General features: G+C 32.4%; 22 protein-coding genes. 10 read left to right on the plus strand and 12 right to left on the minus strand.

Annotation, left to right across the window (positions count from 1 at the left end; genetic code table 11):
• Window positions 1–64: 64 nt before the first annotated feature.
• From VJY32_RS09210 to VJY32_RS09225, 4 genes are all read right to left on the minus strand, one after another.
• The gene (locus VJY32_RS09210) at window positions 65–3,916 is read right to left on the minus strand and encodes a T9SS type A sorting domain-containing protein (protein WP_353677620.1); all 3,852 of its coding nucleotides are present in this window, start codon (window positions 3,914–3,916) and stop codon (window positions 65–67) included.
• 70 nt (window positions 3,917–3,986) lie between these two features.
• The gene (locus VJY32_RS09215; protein WP_353677621.1) at window positions 3,987–5,798 is read right to left on the minus strand and encodes a T9SS type A sorting domain-containing protein; all 1,812 of its coding nucleotides are present in this window, start codon (window positions 5,796–5,798) and stop codon (window positions 3,987–3,989) included.
• A 49-nt stretch (window positions 5,799–5,847) separates the two neighbouring features.
• A complete protein-coding gene (locus VJY32_RS09220) occupies window positions 5,848–8,928 on the minus strand; it encodes a TonB-dependent receptor (protein WP_353677622.1) in 3,081 nt (1,026 codons plus the stop codon).
• 369 nt (window positions 8,929–9,297) lie between these two features.
• Window positions 9,298–11,607 (minus strand): glycoside hydrolase family 3 N-terminal domain-containing protein, encoded by a 2,310-nt coding sequence (locus tag VJY32_RS09225; RefSeq protein ID WP_353677623.1) that lies wholly within the window; start codon window positions 11,605–11,607, stop codon window positions 9,298–9,300.
• 343 nt (window positions 11,608–11,950) lie between these two features.
• Here VJY32_RS09225 and yihA point away from each other — a divergent pair, with 343 nt between their 5' ends.
• The 10 genes from yihA to fumC all read left to right on the plus strand — a co-directional run bounded on the left by yihA (window position 11,951) and on the right by fumC (window position 20,020).
• Window positions 11,951–12,535, plus strand: coding sequence for a ribosome biogenesis GTP-binding protein YihA/YsxC (yihA, locus tag VJY32_RS09230; RefSeq protein ID WP_353677624.1), 585 nt, complete (start codon window positions 11,951–11,953; stop codon window positions 12,533–12,535).
• A gap of 68 nt (window positions 12,536–12,603) precedes the next feature.
• Window positions 12,604–14,466 carry a sensor domain-containing diguanylate cyclase gene (locus VJY32_RS09235; protein ID WP_353677625.1) on the plus strand — a complete coding sequence of 621 codons (1,863 nt, stop codon included), beginning with the start codon at window positions 12,604–12,606 and terminating at the stop codon, window positions 14,464–14,466.
• A gap of 9 nt (window positions 14,467–14,475) precedes the next feature.
• A complete protein-coding gene (locus VJY32_RS09240) occupies window positions 14,476–15,639 on the plus strand; it encodes a phosphopentomutase (protein ID WP_353677626.1) in 1,164 nt (387 codons plus the stop codon).
• Window positions 15,632–15,928 (plus strand): hypothetical protein, encoded by a 297-nt coding sequence (locus tag VJY32_RS09245; RefSeq protein WP_353677627.1) that lies wholly within the window; start codon window positions 15,632–15,634, stop codon window positions 15,926–15,928. The genes VJY32_RS09240 and VJY32_RS09245 overlap by 8 nt, the downstream gene beginning before the upstream one ends.
• A complete protein-coding gene (locus VJY32_RS09250) occupies window positions 15,925–16,323 on the plus strand; it encodes a PIN domain-containing protein (RefSeq protein ID WP_353677628.1) in 399 nt (132 codons plus the stop codon). Before VJY32_RS09245 ends, VJY32_RS09250 begins: the two co-directional genes overlap by 4 nt.
• A complete protein-coding gene (locus tag VJY32_RS09255) occupies window positions 16,320–16,595 on the plus strand; it encodes a EutN/CcmL family microcompartment protein (RefSeq protein WP_353677629.1) in 276 nt (91 codons plus the stop codon). The genes VJY32_RS09250 and VJY32_RS09255 overlap by 4 nt, the downstream gene beginning before the upstream one ends.
• 5 nt (window positions 16,596–16,600) lie before the next feature.
• Window positions 16,601–16,873 (plus strand): EutN/CcmL family microcompartment protein, encoded by a 273-nt coding sequence (locus VJY32_RS09260; protein ID WP_353677630.1) that lies wholly within the window; start codon window positions 16,601–16,603, stop codon window positions 16,871–16,873.
• A 10-nt stretch (window positions 16,874–16,883) separates the two neighbouring features.
• The gene (locus VJY32_RS09265) at window positions 16,884–17,738 is read left to right on the plus strand and encodes a sigma-70 family RNA polymerase sigma factor (protein ID WP_353677631.1); all 855 of its coding nucleotides are present in this window, start codon (window positions 16,884–16,886) and stop codon (window positions 17,736–17,738) included.
• 11 nt (window positions 17,739–17,749) lie between these two features.
• Window positions 17,750–18,457, plus strand: coding sequence for a C40 family peptidase (locus tag VJY32_RS09270; protein WP_353677632.1), 708 nt, complete (start codon window positions 17,750–17,752; stop codon window positions 18,455–18,457).
• A 171-nt stretch (window positions 18,458–18,628) separates the two neighbouring features.
• On the plus strand, window positions 18,629–20,020 hold the full coding sequence (gene fumC / locus VJY32_RS09275) for a class II fumarate hydratase (protein WP_353677633.1): 1,392 nt from the start codon (window positions 18,629–18,631) through the stop codon (window positions 20,018–20,020).
• Window positions 20,021–20,162: 142 nt separating this feature from the next.
• Here fumC and rplQ read toward each other — a convergent pair whose 3' ends face one another.
• Genes rplQ through map form a run of 8 tightly spaced genes read right to left on the minus strand, consistent with a single transcriptional unit; the run spans window position 20,163 to window position 24,224 of the window.
• A complete protein-coding gene (gene rplQ, locus VJY32_RS09280; RefSeq protein WP_353677634.1) occupies window positions 20,163–20,618 on the minus strand; it encodes a 50S ribosomal protein L17 in 456 nt (151 codons plus the stop codon).
• Window positions 20,619–20,631: 13 nt separating this feature from the next.
• Window positions 20,632–21,627, minus strand: a complete 996-nt coding sequence (locus VJY32_RS09285) for a DNA-directed RNA polymerase subunit alpha (protein ID WP_353677635.1) — start codon at window positions 21,625–21,627, stop codon at window positions 20,632–20,634.
• A gap of 31 nt (window positions 21,628–21,658) precedes the next feature.
• A complete protein-coding gene (gene rpsD, locus VJY32_RS09290) occupies window positions 21,659–22,285 on the minus strand; it encodes a 30S ribosomal protein S4 (protein ID WP_353677636.1) in 627 nt (208 codons plus the stop codon).
• A 15-nt stretch (window positions 22,286–22,300) separates the two neighbouring features.
• Window positions 22,301–22,687, minus strand: coding sequence for a 30S ribosomal protein S11 (gene rpsK / locus VJY32_RS09295; RefSeq protein ID WP_353677637.1), 387 nt, complete (start codon window positions 22,685–22,687; stop codon window positions 22,301–22,303).
• Between the two features lie 20 nt (window positions 22,688–22,707).
• A complete protein-coding gene (rpsM, locus tag VJY32_RS09300) occupies window positions 22,708–23,091 on the minus strand; it encodes a 30S ribosomal protein S13 (protein ID WP_353677638.1) in 384 nt (127 codons plus the stop codon).
• An 18-nt stretch (window positions 23,092–23,109) separates the two neighbouring features.
• Window positions 23,110–23,223 (minus strand): 50S ribosomal protein L36, encoded by a 114-nt coding sequence (gene rpmJ, locus VJY32_RS09305; RefSeq protein WP_353677639.1) that lies wholly within the window; start codon window positions 23,221–23,223, stop codon window positions 23,110–23,112.
• A gap of 10 nt (window positions 23,224–23,233) precedes the next feature.
• Window positions 23,234–23,452: a translation initiation factor IF-1 gene (infA, locus tag VJY32_RS09310; RefSeq protein WP_353677640.1), complete on the minus strand. Its 219-nt coding sequence runs from the start codon at window positions 23,450–23,452 to the stop codon at window positions 23,234–23,236.
• A 10-nt stretch (window positions 23,453–23,462) separates the two neighbouring features.
• A complete protein-coding gene (map, locus tag VJY32_RS09315; protein WP_353677641.1) occupies window positions 23,463–24,224 on the minus strand; it encodes a type I methionyl aminopeptidase in 762 nt (253 codons plus the stop codon).
• Window positions 24,225–24,235 lie beyond the last annotated feature (11 nt).

Below are 24,235 nucleotides of genomic sequence, written 5' to 3' on the forward strand. Positions count from 1 at the left end.
ATTAAAATACAGCCCGCATAGAAGCGGGCTGTATAGATAAAATTAAAAGTTGAAAAGCAAATGATTATTTCATAAGTATCAATTTTTTAACACTTACAAAATCACCAGCTTTCAGTGAATAGAAGTAGACACCAGAAGAAAGATTAGAAGCATCAAAGTTAACTTTGTAATATCCTGCATTCAGATTGTCGTTAACTAATTCAGCAACTTCTCTTCCTAATACATCATAGACAACAAGTTTAACATTTTCATTCTTTGGCAAACCAAATTCAATTGTAGTAGATGGATTGAATGGATTTGGATAATTCTGGCTAAGAACATAATCTGTAGGAATTTCTCCGGCAGCTAATTCTCTTACAGAAACAATCGAATCTGGTACAACAATCGGTGCGCCCATATCAACTTGAACATCATATAGATTAAGTTTAACAGCATTAGCAAGATTACTGAGTGCAAAATTAATGCTGTTTATTTTCTTTACACTGCTCTTATTATCTAAAATAATTCCACCAAAATTATATGAGCCACCTTCTTTACTAATCAAGAAACGAACTTCGGTTTTACCAGATTCTTTTGGCTGGATAGAGAATGCAAAGTTATACATTCCTGCTGTAGCTACAGCGTTCTTTGGTTTTTGACGAATATCTGAAATCACATAATTATCTGCACCAAGAGTTTCGAGCCATGTATTATTAACAATAACTCCTACAGTTCCTTTGCTGGTTCCATCACCCCAGGAAGTCAAATCATTCTTACCACTATGAGGAATAAATAGATAACCAGTGTTGATGGCTTCTGAACCACTCCATTCATATCCATTTTCAGTTTGATTGAGTCTACCTGGATTTGGATTATAAGTTAATCCAATTCTAAGAGATGACCAGCCTTCGAAACCACCGCCGATTAATTCCATTTTACCTGTAACAATCAATGCTTTTTTAGTTGTTAAGTCAATAGGATCATAGAATCCACCTCTTATAGCTGACCAACCAAATGATTTTCTATCACCTGAAATTGTAGCATTCCCAATAACATCACCTGGGGTTAATTTCCAGCCACCTGTTTTTGCACCAATAAATCCCCAGCTCTCAACATAATAAGCCTGCCATGGAGCTTCAGGAACAACTACTGGATCTCCCATATCAACCTGAACATCTTCTAAATACATTCCTGTTATAGGATTACTTGAATTCAAGGAGAAGCATACACCATTAAATGTTGGAGCTATAGTTGTTGTATCAATGAGAGTTCCACCCCACCAATAACTGTTGTCTTCTTTAACAATATAGAATCTTAATTCTTTTGTTCCGTCTGCTTTTGGTTGAACTGAAATTGCAAAATTATACGTCCCTTTGCTAAATCTTGCACCTGATGGTTTTTGGTATACAGGACCTAACGACAAATTATTCCCGAAAGTACTAATCCAGTTACCATTTCTAACAACACCGACATGACCTGCCCCTCCAGCTGCCCAGCTTGGCAGTTCATTAGCATCACTTTGAGGTGTTAACAAATATCCTCTTGCATAATTTTCTCTACCTGTCCAGGATGCATCAGGTGTCCCTTTGTTCTGAAGTGTTTTTGCACTATCATGATAAAAGATACCATATCTCAAAGCACTCCATGTATTGGGGTCAGCTCCTTCAAATCTAATTTTTCCTGTTACAATAACAGCTTTTTTAAGTGTAGCAGTTACAGGTTCTAAGAATCCACCACGAATAGATGACCATACACCACCAGTAGTAATTCCTGAACTACCGGCTTTTGCTTTTATGCCTGCATTACCTACTACATCTCCTGGAACAAATTCTGCTGTTGAACTAAATCTTACAAATTTACCCCAGTTTTCAATGTAGTAAGCCTGCCATGGAGCTTCTGGGACTTCGATTGGAGCGCCCATATCAACCATTACATCTTCCAGGTACATTCCTTTCAGTGGATTATTTTCAGCACCATTTCCACCATTTAATCCAAAGCAAATACCATTAAATGTTGCAGGTATCCAGGTTGTATCAGTAAATGTTCCACCCCACCAGTAGCTATTATCTTCTTTAATAATATAGAATCTTAATTCTTTTGTTCCATTTGCTTTTGGTTGAACTGAAATTGCAAAATTATATGTTCCTGCGTTAAATATTGCCCCTGATGGTTTTTGGGTAACAACACCTAATGATAAATTATTTCCAAAAGTACTAATCCAATTACTATTTCTTACTACACCAAGCATACCTGCACCACCAGCAGCCCAACTCGGTAATTCATTTGCACCGCTATGCGGAATTAATAAGTATCCTTTTGCATATGTTTCTTTTCCAGACCATGCTGCATCTGGAGTATTAGCATTTTGTAAAACACCTGCACTATCGTGCTGGAATAAACCCATTCTCAGACCACTCCATGTACTTGGACCTGCCCCTTCAAATCTAATTTTTCCTTTAACTATAATTGCTTTTGTAAGTGTAGCAGTAATAGGTTCTTTAAATGCACCTCTAATTACAGTCCAACCTTGATTGCTTGGTATTTGACCGCCGTCTTTACCTTTTACACCTGCATTACCTACAACATCCCCTGGAACAAACTCAGCCGTAGGGCTAAATCTTACAAACTTACCCCAATCTTCAAGATAATAAGCCTGCCATGGAGCTTCAGGGACAGTAATTGGATTTCCAAGTTCTACTCTAACTCCATATAATTTGAAAGCTTTCATTTTGGTTGTAATACCATCACCAACACCAAAACATATACCATTAAACTTTGTAGAGACTTTTTCAGAATCAATTACAGTACCACCGAACCAATATTTTTTATCAACATGATACATATACCAACGAATTTCGTTTGTTCCATCTGGTAATGGACGTACAGAGATGGCAAAATCATATTTACCAGCAGCAATTTCAGCAAGGGCAGGTTTTTGAGTAATTATAGCTAAAGGTTTCCCATTATTAGTCCATGTACTGTTCCAACCTCCGCCTCCATTAACTGTCCATATCGTTCCTGCTCCACCAGCTCCATTTGCAATATCAGTACCAGCTGAACGTGGAGTAAATTGATAACCATAATGAACACCAGTACCTGTCCATCTTGCAGAATCAGTATATTGTTTAATTAATTGTCCTTCATCTGTCCAATAAGTTAAAGCATATCTTAAAGGAACATAACTTGCACCTGGACCATCACCCTCATATTCAAATTGGCCAGAAACTACAATTGCCTTTTCGGTTGTAGCTTCAATAGTTCTTCCAAAGCCACCACGAATTGTTGCCCATTTTGGTGGAGGACCATCTGCACCCATACCAGCGTTGCCAGGAGGAGTATCTTGTCTATTTAAAATTGGCCAGCCATCACCTCTTGAAGGTGTTGAACCCCATAATGTTACAAACGATGGATCTGGCATTCTTGTTACTATAATTTTATCAACCCAGATAGTAGTATTATCATTATAAGCACTGCCAAAATGTAATTTTACTTGATTGTCAGGTACATTTTTAGTAGCTGTCATTTCATATGTAAATGTTTGAGGTGTTGTAGTTACATCTGCAGTGTCATTTAGATATTTTGTATAAGGGTCCCCTTTAATTTCAAAAAGTGCATTAATCTTTGCATTTTTACTTGCAACTGCCATAAAAGAAAGAGTATACTTATAACCAGCAACAAGGGGTAAATCAGCTACGCGTTGAACTCTCCACATTTCAACGCCGCCTTTTGTGATAGTAAGTTTGTAAGAATTAGTACCAGAAAGTTTTCCAGTATTATCAATAGCCACAGTTACACTGGTAGTTGCATTATCAATCCAGCCAGTGTTCCACTTACCATCTCCATTATCGAATTCATCAGAAAGCACTACTTCCTGTGCAAGCAGTGCTGATGAAATCCAGAAAGTTGCTAATATTAATAGTTTTAGTTTTTTTAACATATTTTTTCTCCTCCTGATTTTTTAGAGAAATTTTTATTTATTAAATAAAGAACAACAACCTGTATCTTAATTATTTTATTAATACAAGTTTCTTTGTAATCGATACATTTTCAGATTCTAAGCGATACATATAAACACCACTAGATAAATTAGAAGCATCAAATGTAGCTACATAATTACCTGCATTTTGATTACCTTCAAAAATTGTAGCAACTTCCTGTCCTAAAAGATTATATACTTTTAATGTTACAAAACCGGCTTTTGGAATTGAATACTTAATATTTGTTACAGGATTGAATGGATTAGGATAATTTTGATCAAGAACGTAATTATTTGGTAATGCCCCTGGTAATTCTTTTACACTGCTTGGATTAGGAGACCCATAATTAAGCCAGTTATTTATTGTTTCCCACTCTTTTGCACGTTGATTAGCTTTCCATTGTTCATATTTATCCGGGAACCAATTCAAATCTCCGAGCGGATACCCACCCATAGCTGCAGTCAATAGTTCAGAATCCGTATAAGCTAAATTTTCTGGCAATGGCCAAATTTGTTTAAATCCAGCTTCAGGTTCATAAGACCAATCAATATCAGCATTATTCCACCATTTATACATAATGAATTGTTTTGCAGCATCCAAATTAGTTGCAGGCACAATAAAATTAGGGTCTTTGTTATAAATAGTTTGCCAGTCAACATTAATAGTCTTAAATACTTTATTGCCATTTGCATCAACAGAGTCAATAAATCTAATTTCATTTTCACCTAACATTGGGGCAGGATTGAATAACAACATCTGCTCTCTATTTCTTATACGTTCTTTGCTCCAATCACTGCTTTTGTACCAATCAAGCATCCAATCCTGATATGCATAATTAATATTTCCTATAAATATTTTTCTGTCGAAATCTGTGAAATCAACCTGAAAACCAAACGAATCAACAGGTGTAATTCCATTAATTAAACCGCCACCAGGAGAATTACACTTGCCAGCAAGGAAATCATTATATGTCATACCTGAGGGACATACATCATAAGCACGATATCCATACATATAAGGATTAATAAAGAGTGAATTTGTTATTACTGCATTTCTAATCCAACCTGCTGACTGGAATACCCACTCAATTGTATTTAATACAGTGCAATGATTTATATAAACATTATCGCTATATTCATTTCCCTCTTGCATAATAAGTCGACTTAGATTTGTAAAAGTACAATTCTCGAAGAACAGAGTATCATAATGCCAGCCGGAACTCTGATAAGGGAATGATACTGCTCTTCCGTAATATCTAAAATGATTATCTGAATTATTTCTCCAGTAACAATTAGTAAATTTACCCACAAAATGATCAGCTTTGACGCAAATTGCCCCTGCAGATTCAGCACCAATACCTGCATAATCAAAAAGACAGCCATCGAACTCACCTCTTTCAGGATCATTAGCATCATTCTGATTTTCAAAGGTAATTGAGGTCATTATTTTATTACCCAAAAAGTCAGCGTAACGGAACCAGATATTTGATGCTTTAATATCACCATAACTTTGAATTATATAATCTCTAGCAATTCCTTCTTCAGTCCAAACAATTTGAGGTGGAGCACTTTCCTGTGTTTTTCCTGGTTTTGGGGCATACAGTTCCAGATTTTGTCCATGGTCTAAAAAAATACTTCTACTTAATACATATACTTCATATGGTTTTAATTTAAATACTGTGTTATTTATAGTTCCTTTTTGAATTGCATCCTCTATTGCATCATTTAAGGTACCATATTTATTTGTTTCATAGAAACCTGGAACTACTACCGTATCTTTTTTTTGAGCATAAATAAAACTGCTCAAAATAACTATTGATAGTATTAATGTTAATTTTTTCATATTGCACTCCTTTTTAGTGATATGTGATAAGTTATAAATTATATTAAATTCAATATCTTACTCTTATACCAACATTTGCTACTAAACCATAATTTTGAATATTTGTAAACCCACCTATTGATCTTTGAATAGATTGTATATTAGCATTGTTCAAGTTATTGAAGTCTAAGTATAATTCACTATTAAATACAGGTAGTTTTTGACGTGCTGAAAAATCAACTCTGAAATAATCTTTAGCATATGAATCATTTTCTGGATATCTTCCCCCGTTGCCTGTTGTTATCTGGTCATTATAAACAAATGAGAATCTAACAGAAAAATCTTTATAATCAAAACCAATAAATGTATTCAACACATGATTAGGTTGGTCTATTAAACGACCAACAGCAGAACTATCTATCAGAACAGGTATTCTATCTCTACCTACAATTTTAACCTTCACATCATAGAATGGATATCTGGTTTGAGAATATATTCGAGAATAATTTATGCCTAATATTAATCCGTTAAATGGATAAGGCAAATACCAGAATGTATGCTGGAAGTCAAGCTCTAATCCTTTTACAATAGCATCATAAGGATTATTCAATGGACGAAATACAGTAGCATTTGATTTCTTTGTTGTCTGATTAATAATAGGTGTAACTACAAGAGCTCCATCTCGAATAATTTGATAACGTCGCAGAGAATCAATACCTGCACCTTCTGCAGCATCCAATTGATAAGAAGCATTGTAAACAAAATCCTTAATAGTTTTATAGAATCCACCAATAGTTAAAAGACCTATTTGATTGCTATGAAATGTAAAACTGAGATCATGATTAAATGCTCTTGCAGGTTTTAATTCAGGGTTGCCTGTATATATTTGATTATTTTGTGTAATTGTAAACTTTGGACTAATTAAGTGATAATCAGGTCTTGAAAGTGTTTGTGTATATGCGTAACGAACATCCAACCATTTAAGTGGAGTATATTTTGTTTGAACCATCGGGAGAAAGAATTCATTTTGCTTATAAGAAGTAGTATCATACATAATTTGAGCTTGAGCATTTCTCATATCTCTGGCATTGTAAGCGAAGTATTCAGATTTAACTTTTTCATAGCGCACACCGCCAATAACCATAAAATTCAAGAAATTAATTTTCGACATTAAATATGAAGCATAATATTTTTCTTTATAATTATAATCATTTGTTAATTTTTGATATGGCCCATTATACCAACCGCCTTTATCACCCGAACTATAATCTTTATTAGAAGCATCAAATTCTGGTCGTCCAATAATATAATTTAATATATCATTTAATACTCCTTTGTTTGCTACATAAAATATTGAGCCATATTTATTATCAAGAAAAGGATCATAAAGTTTGCTATCATTATCTATAAAGGAACTACCGACTAACTCTCCTCTTGTATTTGTTGAAATACCAAATTCATTTTTGATTGTTCTCATCAAATTAGTTTGAATATCATTATCAGTAGAGTTAGCATTTCCATTAAATCCTAAATATGGAGATTCTTGGTCAGTGCTGTTTTTCTGGTCATAAAAGTACCCACCAAACTTTAACGAACCATTTATGAAATTAAAGAAATTAAAAGGTACTTCTATATCGCCCTTCAAAGAATATTTCTTCTCATTATAGAAATTGCTAAATAGATTACCGCTTCTTAAAACTACTTCATTAGCCCCTTTATATTTTGTTAGAAGATAAGTTAAGTCTTCAGGTTTTACATTATCTCTTTTAACACCAGATTGTAGCGCATCTGTTTGATTAAAATTAAATACAGGAGAATTTTCCAAATTATTTGATGCTGAAGTATAACTGGCTGATAAATCTAAAGTCAAAAAATTCAAATCATAATCTAATTTAATAGAATTCATTTGTTGGTCAATTACATTTTCGCCAGATCTTAATTGCCATTCCATTCTACCATTGTCATAGTTAATAGTTTGTCGGTGTTCAGTAAAATCTGAATTCAATCTGGCAAACATATTAACTAGTTTTAGTGACCCATTTGGTATATTATAATCTAAAATTAAGTTAGCACCATAACGTTGCCTTGTTTCCAAGTGACGATTGAACGTTACAGATGCAACTTTTATTGGACGAAAACCTGTAGTTGGATCTATTTGAGCCTCTTCAGCTGCAAGACTATAACCAGCATTCATATTATCAGAATTTCTATCGTATGCTTCTAAATTTATCAGTGCATAAACACCTAACTTATCATTAAAAAATCTATTACTTGCAGAAGCAACCCCACGATAATTACCATAATATTTACTTTTTGCAGTATAACCTTGCTGCCATAGTACATTCCAGTGAAAGCCAGTAGGAGCTTCTCTTAATTCCATATTAACAGTACCACCAATTGAATTTGCATTCATGTCAGGTGTTAATGATTTATAAACTGCAATTGTTCTTAACATGTAGGGAGATATCATACTTAAATCCACACTACGGTCATTATTTAATCCTCCAGTTTGAACATAGGTATCCGATGTAAGACCAATAGAAGAACTACCAGTAGCTGAAAGTTTTACCCCTTCTACTTCAATTGAATTGTATTTTGGTGATAGACCACGAATAACTACTTTATTATCCTCTCCAGAACTCTTAGTTGTAGTTATTCCAGGTAAACGACTTAAAGCCGCAGCTGCATTAAAGTCAGGTAATTCTTGAATTCTTGCTTCAGAAACAACATTTACAATTTTATCTGATGTAAGCTGTTGATTAATGGCAGCTAATTGTCCCTGTGCTTGTGCTGTAATTATAATATCTTGACCTTCAATTGTTGTTAATTTGAGATAAAAATCTTGAGATAGTGTTCTATTCGCCTGTATTTCTACATTAATAGTTTGTGATTCATAACCTATATAAGAAACAGTAATTGTGTGCTTGCCTGCAGGTATATTTCTTATAACATATTCTCCATCGAGATTACATGCTGCACCAAGTGAGGTTCCTTTAATTAAAACATTTGCCCCTGGCAGTGGTTCTTTAGTATCCTTATCATATACAAAACCTTTAATAGAACCACGACTTTGTGCAACTATGGATTGACTAAAAATCAAAAATATTATCATACAGATTTTAAATAAGCCTATAGTATACTTTCGAAGCATATAGCCTCCTTCTTAATTATATATTATTATTTGATATAGATATAGCCCAAAATAGTTTCGCATAAAATGATTTTTTGATATACATTAACGAATAAAAATCATACAGGATTTTAGAATAAGACTGAAAGCTTGCGAAGTTATTATGAGAGTTATTCTTCAGTAATAAAAGATTAATAAAATTAATTTGCAATAAGTTATCAATTAATAGAGTAATGCTAAGATGGTTTTCTTTAGTAAACTGATTTAAAGTTCTGCACTTATTATTGCTTGCAGTTAAGTGCTTATTTGTTTTTATAATTTTTTTCATTCTTACTTGCCCGAATTTGGGCTCTTATTATAAACTATTATAATTTATATTATTTTTTTTTATTATTCTACGGTTAAATTTGTCTTAAGTAAATCTTCATCTCTTGAAGAATTTCCAACCATAATTTCAAATTCTCCTGGCTCTACTGTGAATTCCATATCAATGTTAGTAAAAGAGAGAAGTTCTGGTGTAATATCAAATATTACAGTTTTCGATTCACCTGGCTGCAATTTAATTTTTTTGAATCCTTTCAATTCTTTTACAGGTCTTGTTACAGAACTAAATATGTCTCTTATATACAATTGTACTACTTCTTCACCAGCCATATCTCCAACATTCTGAACTACAACAGATAATTGAGTAGTTTCACCAAGTTTAATTTTATCTTTAGTAAGTCTATGATTAATAAATTTGAATTTTGTATAACTCATTCCAAAACCAAATGGGAATAAAGGAGTAACATCATCAAATAAATATCCTCTTCTTGCAGATGGTTTATAATTATAATAACAAGGAATATGTCCTGCAGACCTTGGAATAGAAATTGGTAATTTACCACTTGGATTATAATCACCGAACAATACATCAGCAACAGCTTTTCCTGTTTCCTGTCCAAGATACCAGCATTCAAGTATAGCATGAGCATTTTCTTTAATATAATTAATCGAATTAGGTCTACCATTAAAGAGAAGCACAATAACTGGTTTACCTAATTTGAGCATTTCTTCAACTAATTTATTTTGTCTTCCTACAAGGTCGAGATTTGGTCTATCACCAAGATGAGTTTTACTCCAGGCTTCTCTTGATGTTTGTTCATTGCCTCCAATTGCAAGAACAATTACTTCGGATTTCTTTGCCACTTCAATTGCTTCTTTAATGAGTAATTCATCATCTTCAGGTTTTGGTAAAACTACTTCATCTTCGTTCCATGAACCACCAATAGTTATTTTGCATCCTTCACTATAAAGTACTTCAATATTATTATTAGCTTTTTCTTTTATTCCCTGATATACAGATATATAAAATTTTGGGGTCCCATGATATCCACCAAGTAAAACTCTATCAGCATTTGGTCCAATTACAGCTATACTTTTAACATTTCTTAATGGAAGCACATTGTTTTCATTTTTCAGTAATACAATTGTTTCCCTAGCAGCCTGCAGTGCTAATTCTCTATCCTTAATTAATTTTTCTTCAAATTGATTATTTGTTGCTTGAATATATGGATTATCAAATAAACCAAGTTGAAATTTATATCTCAGCATAGGTTCAATTAATTCATCAATATCAGATTCATGAATTATTCCGCTTTTAACTAATTCAACAAGATTCAAATAACAATCAGGATTCGGAAATTCTATATTTACACCCGCTTCAACTGCTAATTTTGCTGCTTCTGCTTTATCCTTTGCTACTGAGTGACTTAAAGCTTCTTCTCTAATATTCAATTCTTTAATTGCATAATAATCAGAAACAACATAGCCTTTAAAATTCCATTCGTCTCTCAAAACCTTTTTCAACAACCATTTATTGGCATGAGAAGGAACTCCATCAATTTCATTATAAGAAGCCATAACACTAACAGCATTAGCTTTTTTAATTACTTCTTTAAATGGATATAAAAATACATCTCTCAAAATTCTCTCAGAAAAATTTGCCGGTGCACAATTTATTCCGGATTCAGGTTGTCCATGCGCAGCAAAATGTTTTAATGTAGCAATAACCTTATTTTGCTCATCAAATTTTCCATCTCCCTGTAATCCTTTAACAGCAGCAATTCCCATTTGAGCAATTAGATATGGGTCTTCGCCAAACGTTTCTTCTACACGTCCCCATCTTGGGTCCCGAGCAACATCTAAAACTGGAGTTAATGCTTGATGAACTCCTCTGGTTCTTGCATCCTCAGCAATTGCAGAAAATATTTTTTCTACCAACTTCGTATTGAAAGTCGAAGCCAAACCAATAGGCACGGGATAGCTTGTAGCTTCTTTAGCAGCTAAACCGTGCAGACATTCTTCATGAAAAATTACAGGTATACCCAATCTTGTTTCTTCTACAAAAAATTTCTGGAGAGTATTTGCCATTTCTACCATTTCTGTTGGGGTTAACCCTCCATTTGTATCGCTCAATCTTGCTATCTGTCCTATTCCATTACTAAGATGTTCCCTAATTTTTTCTAAACTAAAATTTCCATTCTCGTCATAAAAAATAGTTTTTTTATCTTCCCAAATGCATAACATTTGAGCAACTTTCTCTTCAAGAGTCATTCGCTTAATTAAATCAGCTGTTCTTTTTTCAGGTGAGAGTTTTGGATTTTTATAATCAACTATTACTTCTGATTCAATCTGTTTATTATTCGATATTTGTTCCATTAATTATACCCCTTTATTTACATATATAATTTTCAATGACCGATTAGTATAAACAGCTCTGTATAAGATTGGATTATTATAAAAATTAGTAAGTAATGCTTCATCAATTTTTGAATAATTGTATTATCAGTTCAAATTTAATTATACCGTTTCAATAATACAAGAAATTATTTTTTTTATCAATAACATTTTATATTGAATTTTTGAAAACCAGAATGGTTATTAAAATAATTTGAATTTACTCCATAATATTAATTACATTAAATTTCTTCTTAAATAAAAAGATAATTTTGGAATGACTTTATTATCTTTTCATTTGTATTAAATAATTTTAAAGACTGCTATGAGAAAAATTGAATTCATCAAGTCTATATATAAACTTGATGATTTGCCAAAAAGAGAACTTCCGACGGTCATTTTATGCGGCAGGTCTAATGTTGGCAAATCTTCATTTATAAATTCAATTTTTTCACCCTTGAAAGTAGCAAAAACAAGTTCTACGCCAGGCAAAACAAGGTCGTTAAATTATTATCTTGTTGAAGATAAATTTTATATTGTCGATTTACCTGGTTTTGGATATGCAAAAGTATCTCGTAAGGAAAGAATTGAGTGGCAAAAAATAATTGAATCTTTTATCGAGCTGAATAAAAACATCGTTTTAGCTTTTCATTTAATTGACAGCAGATACAATCCCATGCCTCTTGATTTCATGTTAAATGAATACTTGAGAAGCAAAAACATCCCTTATTATGTTATATTCAATAAAATTGACAAACTAAAACAGTCTGAAATTGCTTTGCTGAAAAAAAATATTAATAAGTTTTTTCCTGAATTAATATTTGGCACAAATGCATTTTTATATTCTTCGATAAAAAATACAGGCAAAAAAGAAATTGTAAAACTTCTTTCAATGTTGATGCTTTCATGAAAAATTCACAAAACTTTATTATTATTGAATAAAATTTTGAATTAATTATTTGAATTAATTGGAGAAAGATGGGATTATCTGATAAATATCGAAAAAGATTATTAATTTTTATTTTCATTCCCATCTTAATAGTCATTCCATTTTTAACAGATGATTCACTTCTAAAAATTATTTCCGGCGTTATACTTTTAATTTATGTAGGCTTTATAATTTTTTTAAGGGATACAAAATCAGAAACTTCTGAATATGAAAAATCAGATGAGAGTCCACCAAAAATTAATGAATCAAAAATTGCTTATGAACCTGATGATGGTGAAGAATTTAAAATCATTTCACCTGTAAAGAACATTGAAGTAATAACTGCAGAAAATTTTACTCCCTCAGTAGCAAGAACAAGTAAAGATTTTTTCAAGCCGCCTGATTTCAAAGAAAACTTCGATAAAATTGTTCGCGAAGAACTACCAAAAGATTTAAGTCAAGATGAACAATTTGGTTTTGTATTGGAAAAAATATTGAGTGTAGTAAAAGATGCTTTCATGGCTCATACAGCTGCATTTTTCTGGTATAACAAAAATCGAAAAAGGTTGACACTTGAGAGATATATTTCGAGTTCATCTCAAATTACCAAACAAAAATTTGATTTAGAAGATGATATACTGGGAAAAATTGTTCAAAAAGAAGAACCAGAAATTTTAACAGATATTTCTCCAAATGCAGAAGCTGATGTGATTCGTTATTACAGCGCACCACAAGGAATAAAAAGTTTTGTGGGTGTCCCTTTATTTTACGGAAAAAATTTAACCGGCATTCTGGTTCTTGATTCAAAAGTTAATGATGCTTTTGGTATCGAACAAATTTATTCACTCGGGAAAATTGTTAGAATTATTTCTGTAATAATCAGTCTATTTGATGAAAAATTTTCTGAAACTCAAGCAGAACAAAGACTCAAAGCATTAATCGGAATTCTTGGGACAGATAAAAAATTTGATAACGAAACCGACATTTATTCTGCTCTTGATAATTCCATGAAAGATTTACTCGACTGGGATGTTTTCACATTTGTAGCTTATAGCCCAATCGAACAAAAATTTAAAATTGCAAGGATAAAAAACAAAACTTCACTCAAATATGCTGGAGAAAATCTGGAAGTAGAATTAAGTGGAACACTTGTAGGAAAAGCCATATTAAGTTTTACACCAGTAAAAATTGATGACACTTCGAGCATTGACATCCCACGATTTTCTAAAAACGAAGATGTTAGCTTTGACGGTTCATTCCTTGCAATTCCACTGGTTTATGATGAACAGAATTATGGTGTCCTTTGTTTTGAAAGTCTCAAAAAAAATATTTACACAAATAACGAAGTAACATTTATTAAAAATGCCACAAAGTTTTTTGCGTTCATTCTTCACTCATATTCAACAATAAACATTCTGAAAAGTCTTTTAACATATGACATTGAAACAAAAGCTCTGAATTACGATGCTTTTATTGAAAGATTAACAATAGATCTTGTAAGAAGCAACGAATTAAATTTACCTGGAGCATTAGCTTTAATCAAAATTGATGATTTTCTGGAACAAGAATCTTTATTTGATGGCAATCCTTTTCCTAAAGTCTTAAAAGCCATATCACAAATGATAAAAGATGAAATGACCCCAATGAATTTATGGGGCAGATTAGATGAAAGAATTTTCGCAGTTTACTTTTTCAATACAACACCAAAAGATGTATTTCTATGGGCAGAAAAATTAAGAATAAAAATTGCTCGCAAGCCCATTGCAGTAGTTTCCCGTCAAACTACTTTCACAGTTTCAATTGGAGTTGCTGCAACTACGAATAAAACTGATGTTAAAGAAATACTTTATAATGCAGAACTTGCACTTAAAAAAGCTCTCGAAAAGGGAGGTAATACAGTAAAAAGCATTTAACGAGACTGTGTGAATAATTTTATTGTAATCATACTTGATGGATTAGGCATCGGTGAATTGCCCGATGCTTCAAAATACAACGACGAAGGAAGCAACACTTTATCAAATATGGCAGAATTTGTCGGAGGACTTAGTCTGCCAAATCTTGAAAAACTTGGTCTTGGTAATATTGAATCCATCAAAGGAATTTTACCTCAAGCTAATCCTTTAGCATCATTTGGTAAAATGATTGAAATTTCTGCCGGGAAAGATTCAACCACAGGTCATTGGGAAATTGGAGGATTAAAAATTGAAAAACCTTTTCCACTTTTCCCTAATGGATTTCCAAAAGATATTATTGACAAATTTATAGAAGAAACAAAAGTAGAAGGAATTCTCGGAAATATTCCTGCTTCAGGAACAGAAATTATAATGCAGCTCGGAGATGAACATGTTAAAACAAAATTTCCAATAGTTTACACATCTGCCGATTCAGTTTTTCAAATTGCTGCTCATGAAGATGTTATTCCTGTTAAAAAATTATATGAAATTTGCGAAATTGCAAGAACAAAAGTATTAACTGGTCAAAATGCTGTAGCCAGAGTAATTGCAAGACCATTTGTAGGAACATCAAATAATTATCAAAGAACAACTAACAGAAAAGATTTTTCATTAGACCCATTTGATAATACAATCTTAGATTATCTTTATAACGAGAAAATACAAACAATAGCAATTGGCAAAATCAATGACCTTTTTAATTATCGTGGGATAAAAATCCAGATTAAAACCAAATCAAATTCTGAAGGGATTGAAAAAATTTTTTTAACAACTAAAGAAGTATCACATTCTTTTATATTTGTTAATCTTGTTGACTTCGATGTTTACTTTGGTCATAGAAATGATCCTTATGGCTTTGCTAATGCTCTTAAAGAATTTGATAATCATTTACCGAATATATTAGAAAATTTAGATGAGACAGATGCTGTAATTATCACAGCAGACCATGGCAACGACCCAACAACTCCAAGCACAGACCACAGTCGTGAATATGTTCCATTATTATTTTATAGAAAAAATAAAAAAGGTAAAAACTTAGGTATTAGAAAAACATTCGCAGATGTTGCTCAAACAGTTGCACATTTTTTTAAAGTAAATAATTGTCTTTTTGGAAGGAGCTTCTTAAATGAATGAAGAAAATTTATCAAAGTTATTTTCTTTTGAAACGAATATTAATAGTGACGGTTCTATTGGATTACCCACAGAAGAATTTAAAAAACTTTTTAATCAAGGATTTAGAGAAATTAAAATAGACATTTATGGTGCTGCATCACAAGCATTACAAAATTCTAATTTAGATATAAATTTATTCAATCAGATAAAATTAAAACAACAACTGCCCGATATTGTTGTATTGAACTTTCTAAAATCAAAAGGAAGTTTAATTAACTCAGCCATTAAAAAAAGAATTTATACTAAATGAAAAATGAAAAACATTTTTTAATTGAAACTGATATCTTGCTTGAACATTTGCAGCATTATGATAAAAATACTTTATCTGACTTAGAAATTGCAATGATAAGTGGAATTTGTTTTACAACAGTAATTAATTCAGCCGAATTATATTTTGCAGCGGAAAGTCAAAATGAAAAAGAAGCAGTTGATAATCTTATGAAAGCATTAAAAGTACTTGGATTAAATTCCCGTTATAGTTTGAACATTTCAGAATTTTTTAATAAAGTTGCAACCGTTCGTGATGCTTTGTTCTGTACAATTGCTAAAATTAATGATATGATAATTCTTACTAATGACATAGAGAGATACAAAAAAATTAATCTAAAAATTTTACAACCAGAAAATTTAAGAGGGAATAATTGATACTTGGTAAAGTAATTGGTACAGTTTGGTCAACAAAAAAAGATGAAAATCTTGTTGGAGCAAAATTTCTAATTGTTCGACAATTAAATCTCGATTATACACCAAAAGAATCTACTGTTATAGCTGTAGATTCTGTGGGAGCTGGAGTTGGAGAAGTTGTACTTGTTGCTCAGGGCAGTTCAGCACGTCAAACAACTTTTACAAAAAATAAACCTGTTGATGCCGTTATAATGGCAATTGTAGATAAATTAGATATTGCTATTAAAGAGTAATCAAAATGTATCTTGGAAAAATTATAGGGACCATTTGGGCAACACGCAAATATGAATCAATAACAGGCTATAAAATGCAATTGGTTCAACCACTTAATGGTGAATTAGAAAAAGTTTCTTCCCCAATCATCGCTTTAGATACAATTGGTGCTGGACCAGGAGAAATTATTTACTATGTAACTGCAAGCGAAGCAGTAATTCCTCTTGATGTAGATATGGCTCCAGTCGATGCATCAATTGTTGGAATAGTAGATTCAATTTATGTAGAAAAAAAATAGGAGATTTGCCGTGAAGATAACAAAACAATTTACAAATCGTGAAAGTCTATCATTAGACAAATATCTTCAAGAAATTGGCAAAGTAGATCTCTTAACTCCAGATGACGAAATCGAACTTGCAATAAGAATTAAACAGGGAGATGAAAAAGCTCTCGAAAAACTTGTAAAAGCCAATCTGCGTTTTGTAGTTTCAGTAGCAAAACAATATCAAAATCAAGGATTATCACTTGGTGATTTAATAAATGAGGGAAATCTCGGTTTAATCAAAGCTGCTAAAAGATTTGACGAAACCCGCGGTTTTAAATTTATTTCTTATGCAGTATGGTGGATTAGACAATCAATCCTTCAAGCTCTTGCAGAACAATCAAGAATTGTTCGACTTCCTTTGAATAGAGTTGGGGCTTTAAATAAAATCGGGAAAGCTTACAGCAATCTTGAACAGGAATTTGAACGAGAACCAAGTGCTCAGGAATTAGCTCAAGAACTTGACATGGATGTAAGTGAAATTAATGATGCTCTTAGAGTTTCGGGCAGACATGTTTCTATGGATGCACCATTTGCACAGGGAGAAGATAATCGTCTACTTGATGTTCTTTCTAACGAAGAAGTTCCTTCGCCAGATTATCGATTAATGAATGAATCACTTAAAAAAGAAATTGAAAGAGCACTTTCGACTTTAACAGACAGAGAGGCAGAAGTAATAAAACTTTACTTCGGATTAAATGGAGAACATTCTCTTACACTTGAAGAGATTGGAGAAAAATTTAATCTGACAAGAGAAAGAGTTCGTCAAATAAAAGAAAAAGCAATTAGAAGATTACGACATACATCAAGAAGCAAAAATTTAAGAGCTTATCTGGGATAATTATTTCTGTCATGTTCATTAGATTAATAAAATCATTTTTAATAGGAATTATATTTCTAATTTTATTTGAAGGTTGTACCCCATCTTCAAGTACACAAAGATACAATCAATCAAAACATAACAAAGAACAACAAAAAAAATCTATCAGATTCGCATCAAAAGATACATTAAAAAAGCAAATTGAAAAGCCACCCAGAACCAATACAACAAATAATACAGTTTATTCTGATACAACTCAGGATGAATTTGATGAACTCCCGATCGAAGAAAATCCAATCGATAAAGAAAAATTTGTTGCAAACTATAAAAATTATATAAATCCTGACATCCCTCTAACATTTAGAGAAAAAATATTGCTCGAAGTAATAAAATATCTCGATGCACCATATAAATACGGTGGGAACTCTAATGATGGAATTGATTGCTCAGGATTTACAAGACAAATTTTTTTGAATACATTTTCTATTGAACTGCCCCGCTCTGCTAAAGAACAATTTGAAATAGGTGAAAAAGTAGACAGAGATGATTTAGAATTTGGGGATTTAGTTTTTTTCAATACAAGTAGAAGGTCAAAACCAGGGCATGTTGGAATTTATTTAGGGGATAATCAATTTATCCATTCAAGTCGTAAACTTGGTGTTACAATTTCTTCCCTAAATGAAAAATACTATTCAAAAAGATTTTATGGTGCAAGAAGAATCGAAATACCAGCCGAATAATTTTTTATTTATCAAATCATTCTTGCAAATGTAATTTGTAATGATAATATACTTCATCAAATATGCATCAAAAAATGTAGCCACTTTCCTACTTATTGAAATTCATAATTCATTAATCTAATTTGAGATATAAAATAATAACACTATCAATAACATAAACGAGGTTTAATTATGGAATACAGAATTGAAACTGATAGCATGGGAGAAGTAAAAGTGCCCGCAGATAAGTATTACGGAGCACAAACTGCTCGTTCACTTATGAATTTTAAGATTGGGGGTGAACGTTTTCCATTTGAATTGATAAGAGCTCTTGCAATAGTTAAGAAAGCAGCTGCAATTACAAACAATGAACTGGGATTGTTATCCGATGAAAAACGAGAATTAATTGTTAAAGCAGCAGAAGAAGTAATTGAAGGAAAACTTAATGAACATTTTCCTCTTGTTGTCTGGCAAACCGGCAGTGGTACTCAAACAAATATGAATGTGAACGAAGTAATTTCAAATCGTGCTATTGAAATGGCAGGCGGTATATTAGGAAGCAAAAAACCAATTCATCCAAATGATGATGTCAACAAAGCTCAATCAACCAATGATGCATTTCCAACAGCAATTCATATAGCAGCTGTCGAAGAAATTCATCGCAGATTAATTCCAATGGTTACTAAACTTCGTGATGCACTTGAAGCTAAATCCAAAGAATTCAAAAATATTATAAAAATTGGAAGAACCCATTTAATGGATGCAACACCATTAACATTAGGACAGGAATTCTCTGGTTATGCACAACAATTAACTAATGGCCTTGCAAGAATTAATGATGCATTGAAAAGACTTTATGAAATCCCGCTTGGTGGAACAGCAGTTGGAACAGGATTAAATACACATCCGGATTATGCAGTTAAAGCAGCTGAAAAAATTTCTGAAATCACTGGCAAACCATTTAAGACAGCACCAAACAAATTTGAAGCAATGGCAGGTAAAGATGCATTAGTTGAAATGAGCGGAGTATTAAAAACTTTAGCTGCTTCACTAATGAAAATTGCAAATGATATTCGATGGTTAGGTTCAGGACCAAGATGTGGAATTGGAGAAATATCACTCCCTGAAAATGAACCCGGCAGCTCAATTATGCCTGGGAAAGTTAATCCGACACAATCAGAAGCTATGACAATGGTTTGTGCTCAGGTATTTGGTAATGATGTTACAATTAATATCGCTGGCGCAAGTGGAAATTTTGAATTGAATGTTTTCATGCCTGTAATTGCATATAACATTTTACAATCAATCAGATTATTGGCTGATGCTTGTGAAAGCTTTACTGATAATTGTGTTGTAGGAATTGTTGCAAATGAAAACAATATTAAAAAACATCTTGAAAATTCTTTAATGCTTGTCACTGCATTAAATCCAGTAATCGGATATGATAACGCAGCTAAAGTTGCTAAGAAAGCTCACAAAGAAAACAAAACACTAAAAGAAGCTGCTGTTGAACTTGGATTATTAACAGCTGAACAATTTGATGAGGTAGTAAGACCTGAAAAGATGATTGGACCAAGAAATTAAAAAAAGTCGGGGTTGTCTATAAAGTAAAGCTTTTAGAAAAAATTTAACACTGAAAACACAGATTTGAAAGATATTTACAGTTTATAAAACTGAAAAATTACTTTTTAGACAACCCCTATATTACAACAAAGATTTAATTTAATTAAGCAGATTTTTCTTCTACAACTTCTTTCTTTTCTTCAACAACTGGTGTTTCTTTTTCAACTTTTTCTTTCTTTTCCGGTTTTGGCTTTACTAATCCGCTATAATCAACCAGTTCAATTATAGCCAATTCAGCACCATCCCCTTTTCTTTGACCTAATTTAACAACTCTTGTATAACCACCGGGTCTATCGCCTATTTTTGGAATAATTTCTGTAAAAAGTTCTTTCACAACACTTTTGTCTTTAATCTCAGCAGCAACATATCTTCTTGAAGCAACTGAATCAACTTTTGCTTTTGTAATTAAGGGTTCTACAAAAGTGCGAAGTTCTTTTGCTTTTGCAACTGTTGTTTTAATCTTTTTATGTTTTAAAAGAGAAGTTGCAAGATTTCTGAGTATTGCAAGTCTATGCTCAGAAGTTCTTTTTAATTTTCTTCCTTTAACTCTGTGTCTCATTATTCAACCTTAGCTATTTTTTTTCTAATTTATCTACAAGATATTTATCGACGTCCATTCCAAAGTGGAGTCCAAAATTTTCTACAATTTCTTTCAATTCAGCTAAAGATTTTCTACCAAAATTTCTGAACTTGAGCATTTCATTCTCGTCTCTTCTTACTAAATCTGCAATAGTTTTAATGTTTGCAGATTTTAGACAGTTATGCGAACGAACACTGAGTTCAAGATCTTCAACATTTGTTAATAGAATCTTTCTAATTCTTTCCGTTTCTGCATCAACTTTAGTTTCAACTTTTTCTTCTTCAGGTTCAACATCAAAGTTGATAAATAACTGAATATGGTCCCTCAATATTTTTCCAGAAGTAGATAGAGCTTCTTCTGGGGTAATTGAGCCATCAGTTGTAATTTCTAAAGTTAATTTTTCATAATCATTTCTTTCACCAATACGAACATTTTCAACATCGTATCTAACATTAACAATTGGAGTGTAAATAGAATCTATAGGAATCGTGCCAATTGTCATGTCAGGTGTTTTTTGTTCTTCTGCAGGGACATAACCTTTACCAATACCAAAGCGTATTTCCATATTTAACTTTGCATCTGCATTAAGTTTTGCAATATGTAGGTCTGGATTAAGAATTTGTATATCTGGACAAGCATTTTGAATATCGGCAGCTTTAAATTCTGCCGCCCCAGCAATTGATACTTGACATGATGTTGCTTTCTTGTCAAGAATCTTGAGTCTTACTTTTTTAAGATTTAGAATGATTTCTGTAACATCTTCCAGAACACCTGGAATTGTAGAGAATTCATGAAGGACACCTTCAATTTTGACTGCAGTTATAGCTGCGCCAGGAAGAGAGGATAGTAATACCCTTCTTAACGAATTACCTAATGTTACTCCAAATCCTCGTTCTAATGGTTGAATAATAAATCTTCCAAATGTAGCACTTTTTGAGGATTCGTCTTGAACAACGCCATCGGGCATTTTAATAAACGGATAGCTCATGTAAATTATCCTCTATATTAAATTTATAAAATTACTTAGAATATAATTCTACAATCAATTGTTCATTAGCATTAAGTGGAATTTCTTCTCTTTCAGGAATATTCATGAATGTTCCTGATAGAGTTGCTTTGTCAACAGACAACCAACCGTAGACATTATCTTTTGTTCTTCGTAAAGAATTATGAATTACATCAAGTTTTTTACTTTTTTCTCTTACTGCAACAACATCACCTGGTGAAAGTAAATAAGATGGAACATTAACAATACGATTGTTGACAGTAAAATGTCTGTGCAAAATTAATTGACGTGCTGCTTTTCTTGAAGGAGCAAAACCGAGACGATAAACAACATTATCAAGTCTTCTCTCAAGTAATTTAATTAAGTTAGCACCAGTCACACCCTTTTGTCTCATTGCTCTATCGAAGTAGATACGGAACTGAGTTTCTTGCAACCCATAAATTCTTTTTACTTTTTGTTTTTCTCTTAATTGAACTCCATATTCAGAAAATTTTGCACGTCGTGTTAAACCGTGTTGTCCCGGTGCATAATTTCTTTTTTCAAGAGGACATTTTTCGGTATAACACTTTGTTCCTTTTAAAAATAATTTTTGTCTTTCTCTTCTGCATAATTTGCAACTTGGACCAATATATCTTGCCATCTAAATTTTCTCCTGTTATACTCTTCTACGTTTTGGTGGTCTACAACCATTATGTGGAATTGGAGTATTATCTTTAATTGATAATATTTCCAATCCAGCTGTATTTAATGCTCTGATAGCTGCCTCTCTGCCTGCACCTGGACCTTTGATTATAACATCAACTTTTCGAAGTCCAAGGTCATAAGCTTCTTTAGCAGCAGCTTCAGCAGTAACCTGTGCTGCAAATGGTGTATTTTTTCTTGAACCTTTAAAACCATTCTTTCCTGCTGAAGACCATGAAATTGTATTTCCATAGATATCTGTAATAGTAACAATCACGTTGTTGAAAGAAGCTTTAATATGAGCTACTCCAACTGAATCAACGTGAACTTTTTTCTTTGCTTTTTTAACTGCCTTAGCCAATTTAACTCCTCAATTATTTATTACTTCTTAGCCGGTGCTTTTTTCTTTCCAGCAACAGTTTTACGTTTTCCTTTTCTTGTTCTTGCATTTGTTCTTGTTCTTTGACCTCTTACAGGCAATCCTCTTCTATGACGCAAACCGCGATAACATCCAATATCCATAAGTCTTTTAATATTCTGCTGAACTTCACTTCTTAAAGCACCTTCAACTTTATATTCAGCAGTCATTATAGAGCGGATTCTTGCAACTTCTTCTTCTGTAAGTTCTCCAATTCTTTTATCAGGATTTACCTCGGCTTTTTGAAGAATGTCCATAGCACTCTTTCTGCCGATACCATAAATATAGGTCAATCCTATAAATGCTTTTTTTTGTTTTGGTAAATCAATTCCTGCTATACGAGCCAATCTTTTTCCTCCTAAATTTTAACCTTGTCTTTGTTTATGTTTGGGATTTTTACAAATTACCCTTACAACTCCTTTACGTTTTATAATCTTACAATGTTCACACATTTTTTTTACAGATGCTCTTACTTTCATAAATTCCCCGTTATTTATATCTATATGTAATTCTTCCTTTATTTAAATCGTATGGCGAAAGCTCTACTGCAACTTTATCTCCAACTAATATTTTTATAAAATGCATTCTCATCTTTCCTGAAATATGAGCAAGGATTTCATGCCCATTTTCAAGTCGAACCTTGAAATGAGCATTTGGTAATGTTTCAGTAACTATTCCATCTACTTTTATTGGTCCTTGCTTTGCCATACTTTTTAATTCAACATATTGTTAAAATTTCTGGTTTACCATCAATTACTGCTATTGTATGTTCAAAATGTGCAGATGGCAAACCATCCATTGTTTTTACAGTCCAGCCATCTTCGTCTACAAAAACTTTATATGAACCCATATTAATCATGGGTTCGATTGCTAAGGTCATTCCATTTTTAATTAAAGCTCCTGTTCCCCTTTTCCCGTAATTCGGGATTTGCGGATCTTCGTGCAAGTGTTTTCCAACACCGTGTCCACACAAATCTCTTACAACAGAGAAACCAAAAGATTCAACATAAGTTTGTATTGCATTCCCAATATCACCAATTCTATTGCCTGCAACAGCCTGCTCAATTCCCAGATAAAGAGATTTTTCAGTTACATCCATCAGTTTCTTTTTTTCTTCAGACATTTTACCAATCGCAATACTTATTGCAGCATCTCCATAATAATTATTTTTTTCAACACCTACATCAATTGAAAGAATTTCACCTTCTTTAAGAACACGGTTGCCTGGAATTCCATGAACAACCTCATCATCAATTGAAGAACAAATTGAGCTCGGATAATCAAAAGAACCTGATTGTGAATATCCTTTGAAAGCAGCTCTTGCATTATTACTTAGAATATAATCTTCAGCAATTTTATCGAGCTCAAGTGTCGTTATGCCAGGTTTAGCATAACGCTTCATTAATTGTAAAACTTCCGCAACAATTCGACAGCTTTCTCTTATATAATCAATTTCTTTTTTTGTTTTTATTAAAATCACAATAAGCTGTC

Source organism: Rosettibacter primus (assembly GCF_036860675.1).
Lineage (GTDB): Bacteria > Bacteroidota > Ignavibacteria > Ignavibacteriales > Melioribacteraceae > Rosettibacter > Rosettibacter primus.

Excerpts from the sequence above, each read along its gene's own strand:
- VJY32_RS09210 (WP_353677620.1), bottom strand. The coding sequence starts at position 3,916 with ATGTTAAAAAAACTAAAACTATTAATATTAGCAACTTTCTGGATTTCA.
- VJY32_RS09215 (WP_353677621.1), bottom strand. The coding sequence starts at position 5,798 with ATGAAAAAATTAACATTAATACTATCAATAGTTATTTTGAGCAGTTTT.
- VJY32_RS09220 (WP_353677622.1), bottom strand. The coding sequence starts at position 8,928 with ATGCTTCGAAAGTATACTATAGGCTTATTTAAAATCTGTATGATAATA.
- VJY32_RS09225 (WP_353677623.1), bottom strand. The coding sequence starts at position 11,607 with ATGGAACAAATATCGAATAATAAACAGATTGAATCAGAAGTAATAGTT.
- yihA (WP_353677624.1), top strand. The coding sequence starts at position 11,951 with ATGAGAAAAATTGAATTCATCAAGTCTATATATAAACTTGATGATTTG.
- VJY32_RS09235 (WP_353677625.1), top strand. The coding sequence starts at position 12,604 with ATGGGATTATCTGATAAATATCGAAAAAGATTATTAATTTTTATTTTC.
- VJY32_RS09245 (WP_353677627.1), top strand. The coding sequence starts at position 15,632 with ATGAATGAAGAAAATTTATCAAAGTTATTTTCTTTTGAAACGAATATT.
- VJY32_RS09250 (WP_353677628.1), top strand. The coding sequence starts at position 15,925 with ATGAAAAATGAAAAACATTTTTTAATTGAAACTGATATCTTGCTTGAA.
- VJY32_RS09260 (WP_353677630.1), top strand. The coding sequence starts at position 16,601 with ATGTATCTTGGAAAAATTATAGGGACCATTTGGGCAACACGCAAATAT.
- VJY32_RS09270 (WP_353677632.1), top strand. The coding sequence starts at position 17,750 with ATGTTCATTAGATTAATAAAATCATTTTTAATAGGAATTATATTTCTA.
- fumC (WP_353677633.1), top strand. The coding sequence starts at position 18,629 with ATGGAATACAGAATTGAAACTGATAGCATGGGAGAAGTAAAAGTGCCC.
- rplQ (WP_353677634.1), bottom strand. The coding sequence starts at position 20,618 with ATGAGACACAGAGTTAAAGGAAGAAAATTAAAAAGAACTTCTGAGCAT.
- VJY32_RS09285 (WP_353677635.1), bottom strand. The coding sequence starts at position 21,627 with ATGAGCTATCCGTTTATTAAAATGCCCGATGGCGTTGTTCAAGACGAA.
- rpsD (WP_353677636.1), bottom strand. The coding sequence starts at position 22,285 with ATGGCAAGATATATTGGTCCAAGTTGCAAATTATGCAGAAGAGAAAGA.
- rpmJ (WP_353677639.1), bottom strand. The coding sequence starts at position 23,223 with ATGAAAGTAAGAGCATCTGTAAAAAAAATGTGTGAACATTGTAAGATT.
- infA (WP_353677640.1), bottom strand. The coding sequence starts at position 23,452 with ATGGCAAAGCAAGGACCAATAAAAGTAGATGGAATAGTTACTGAAACA.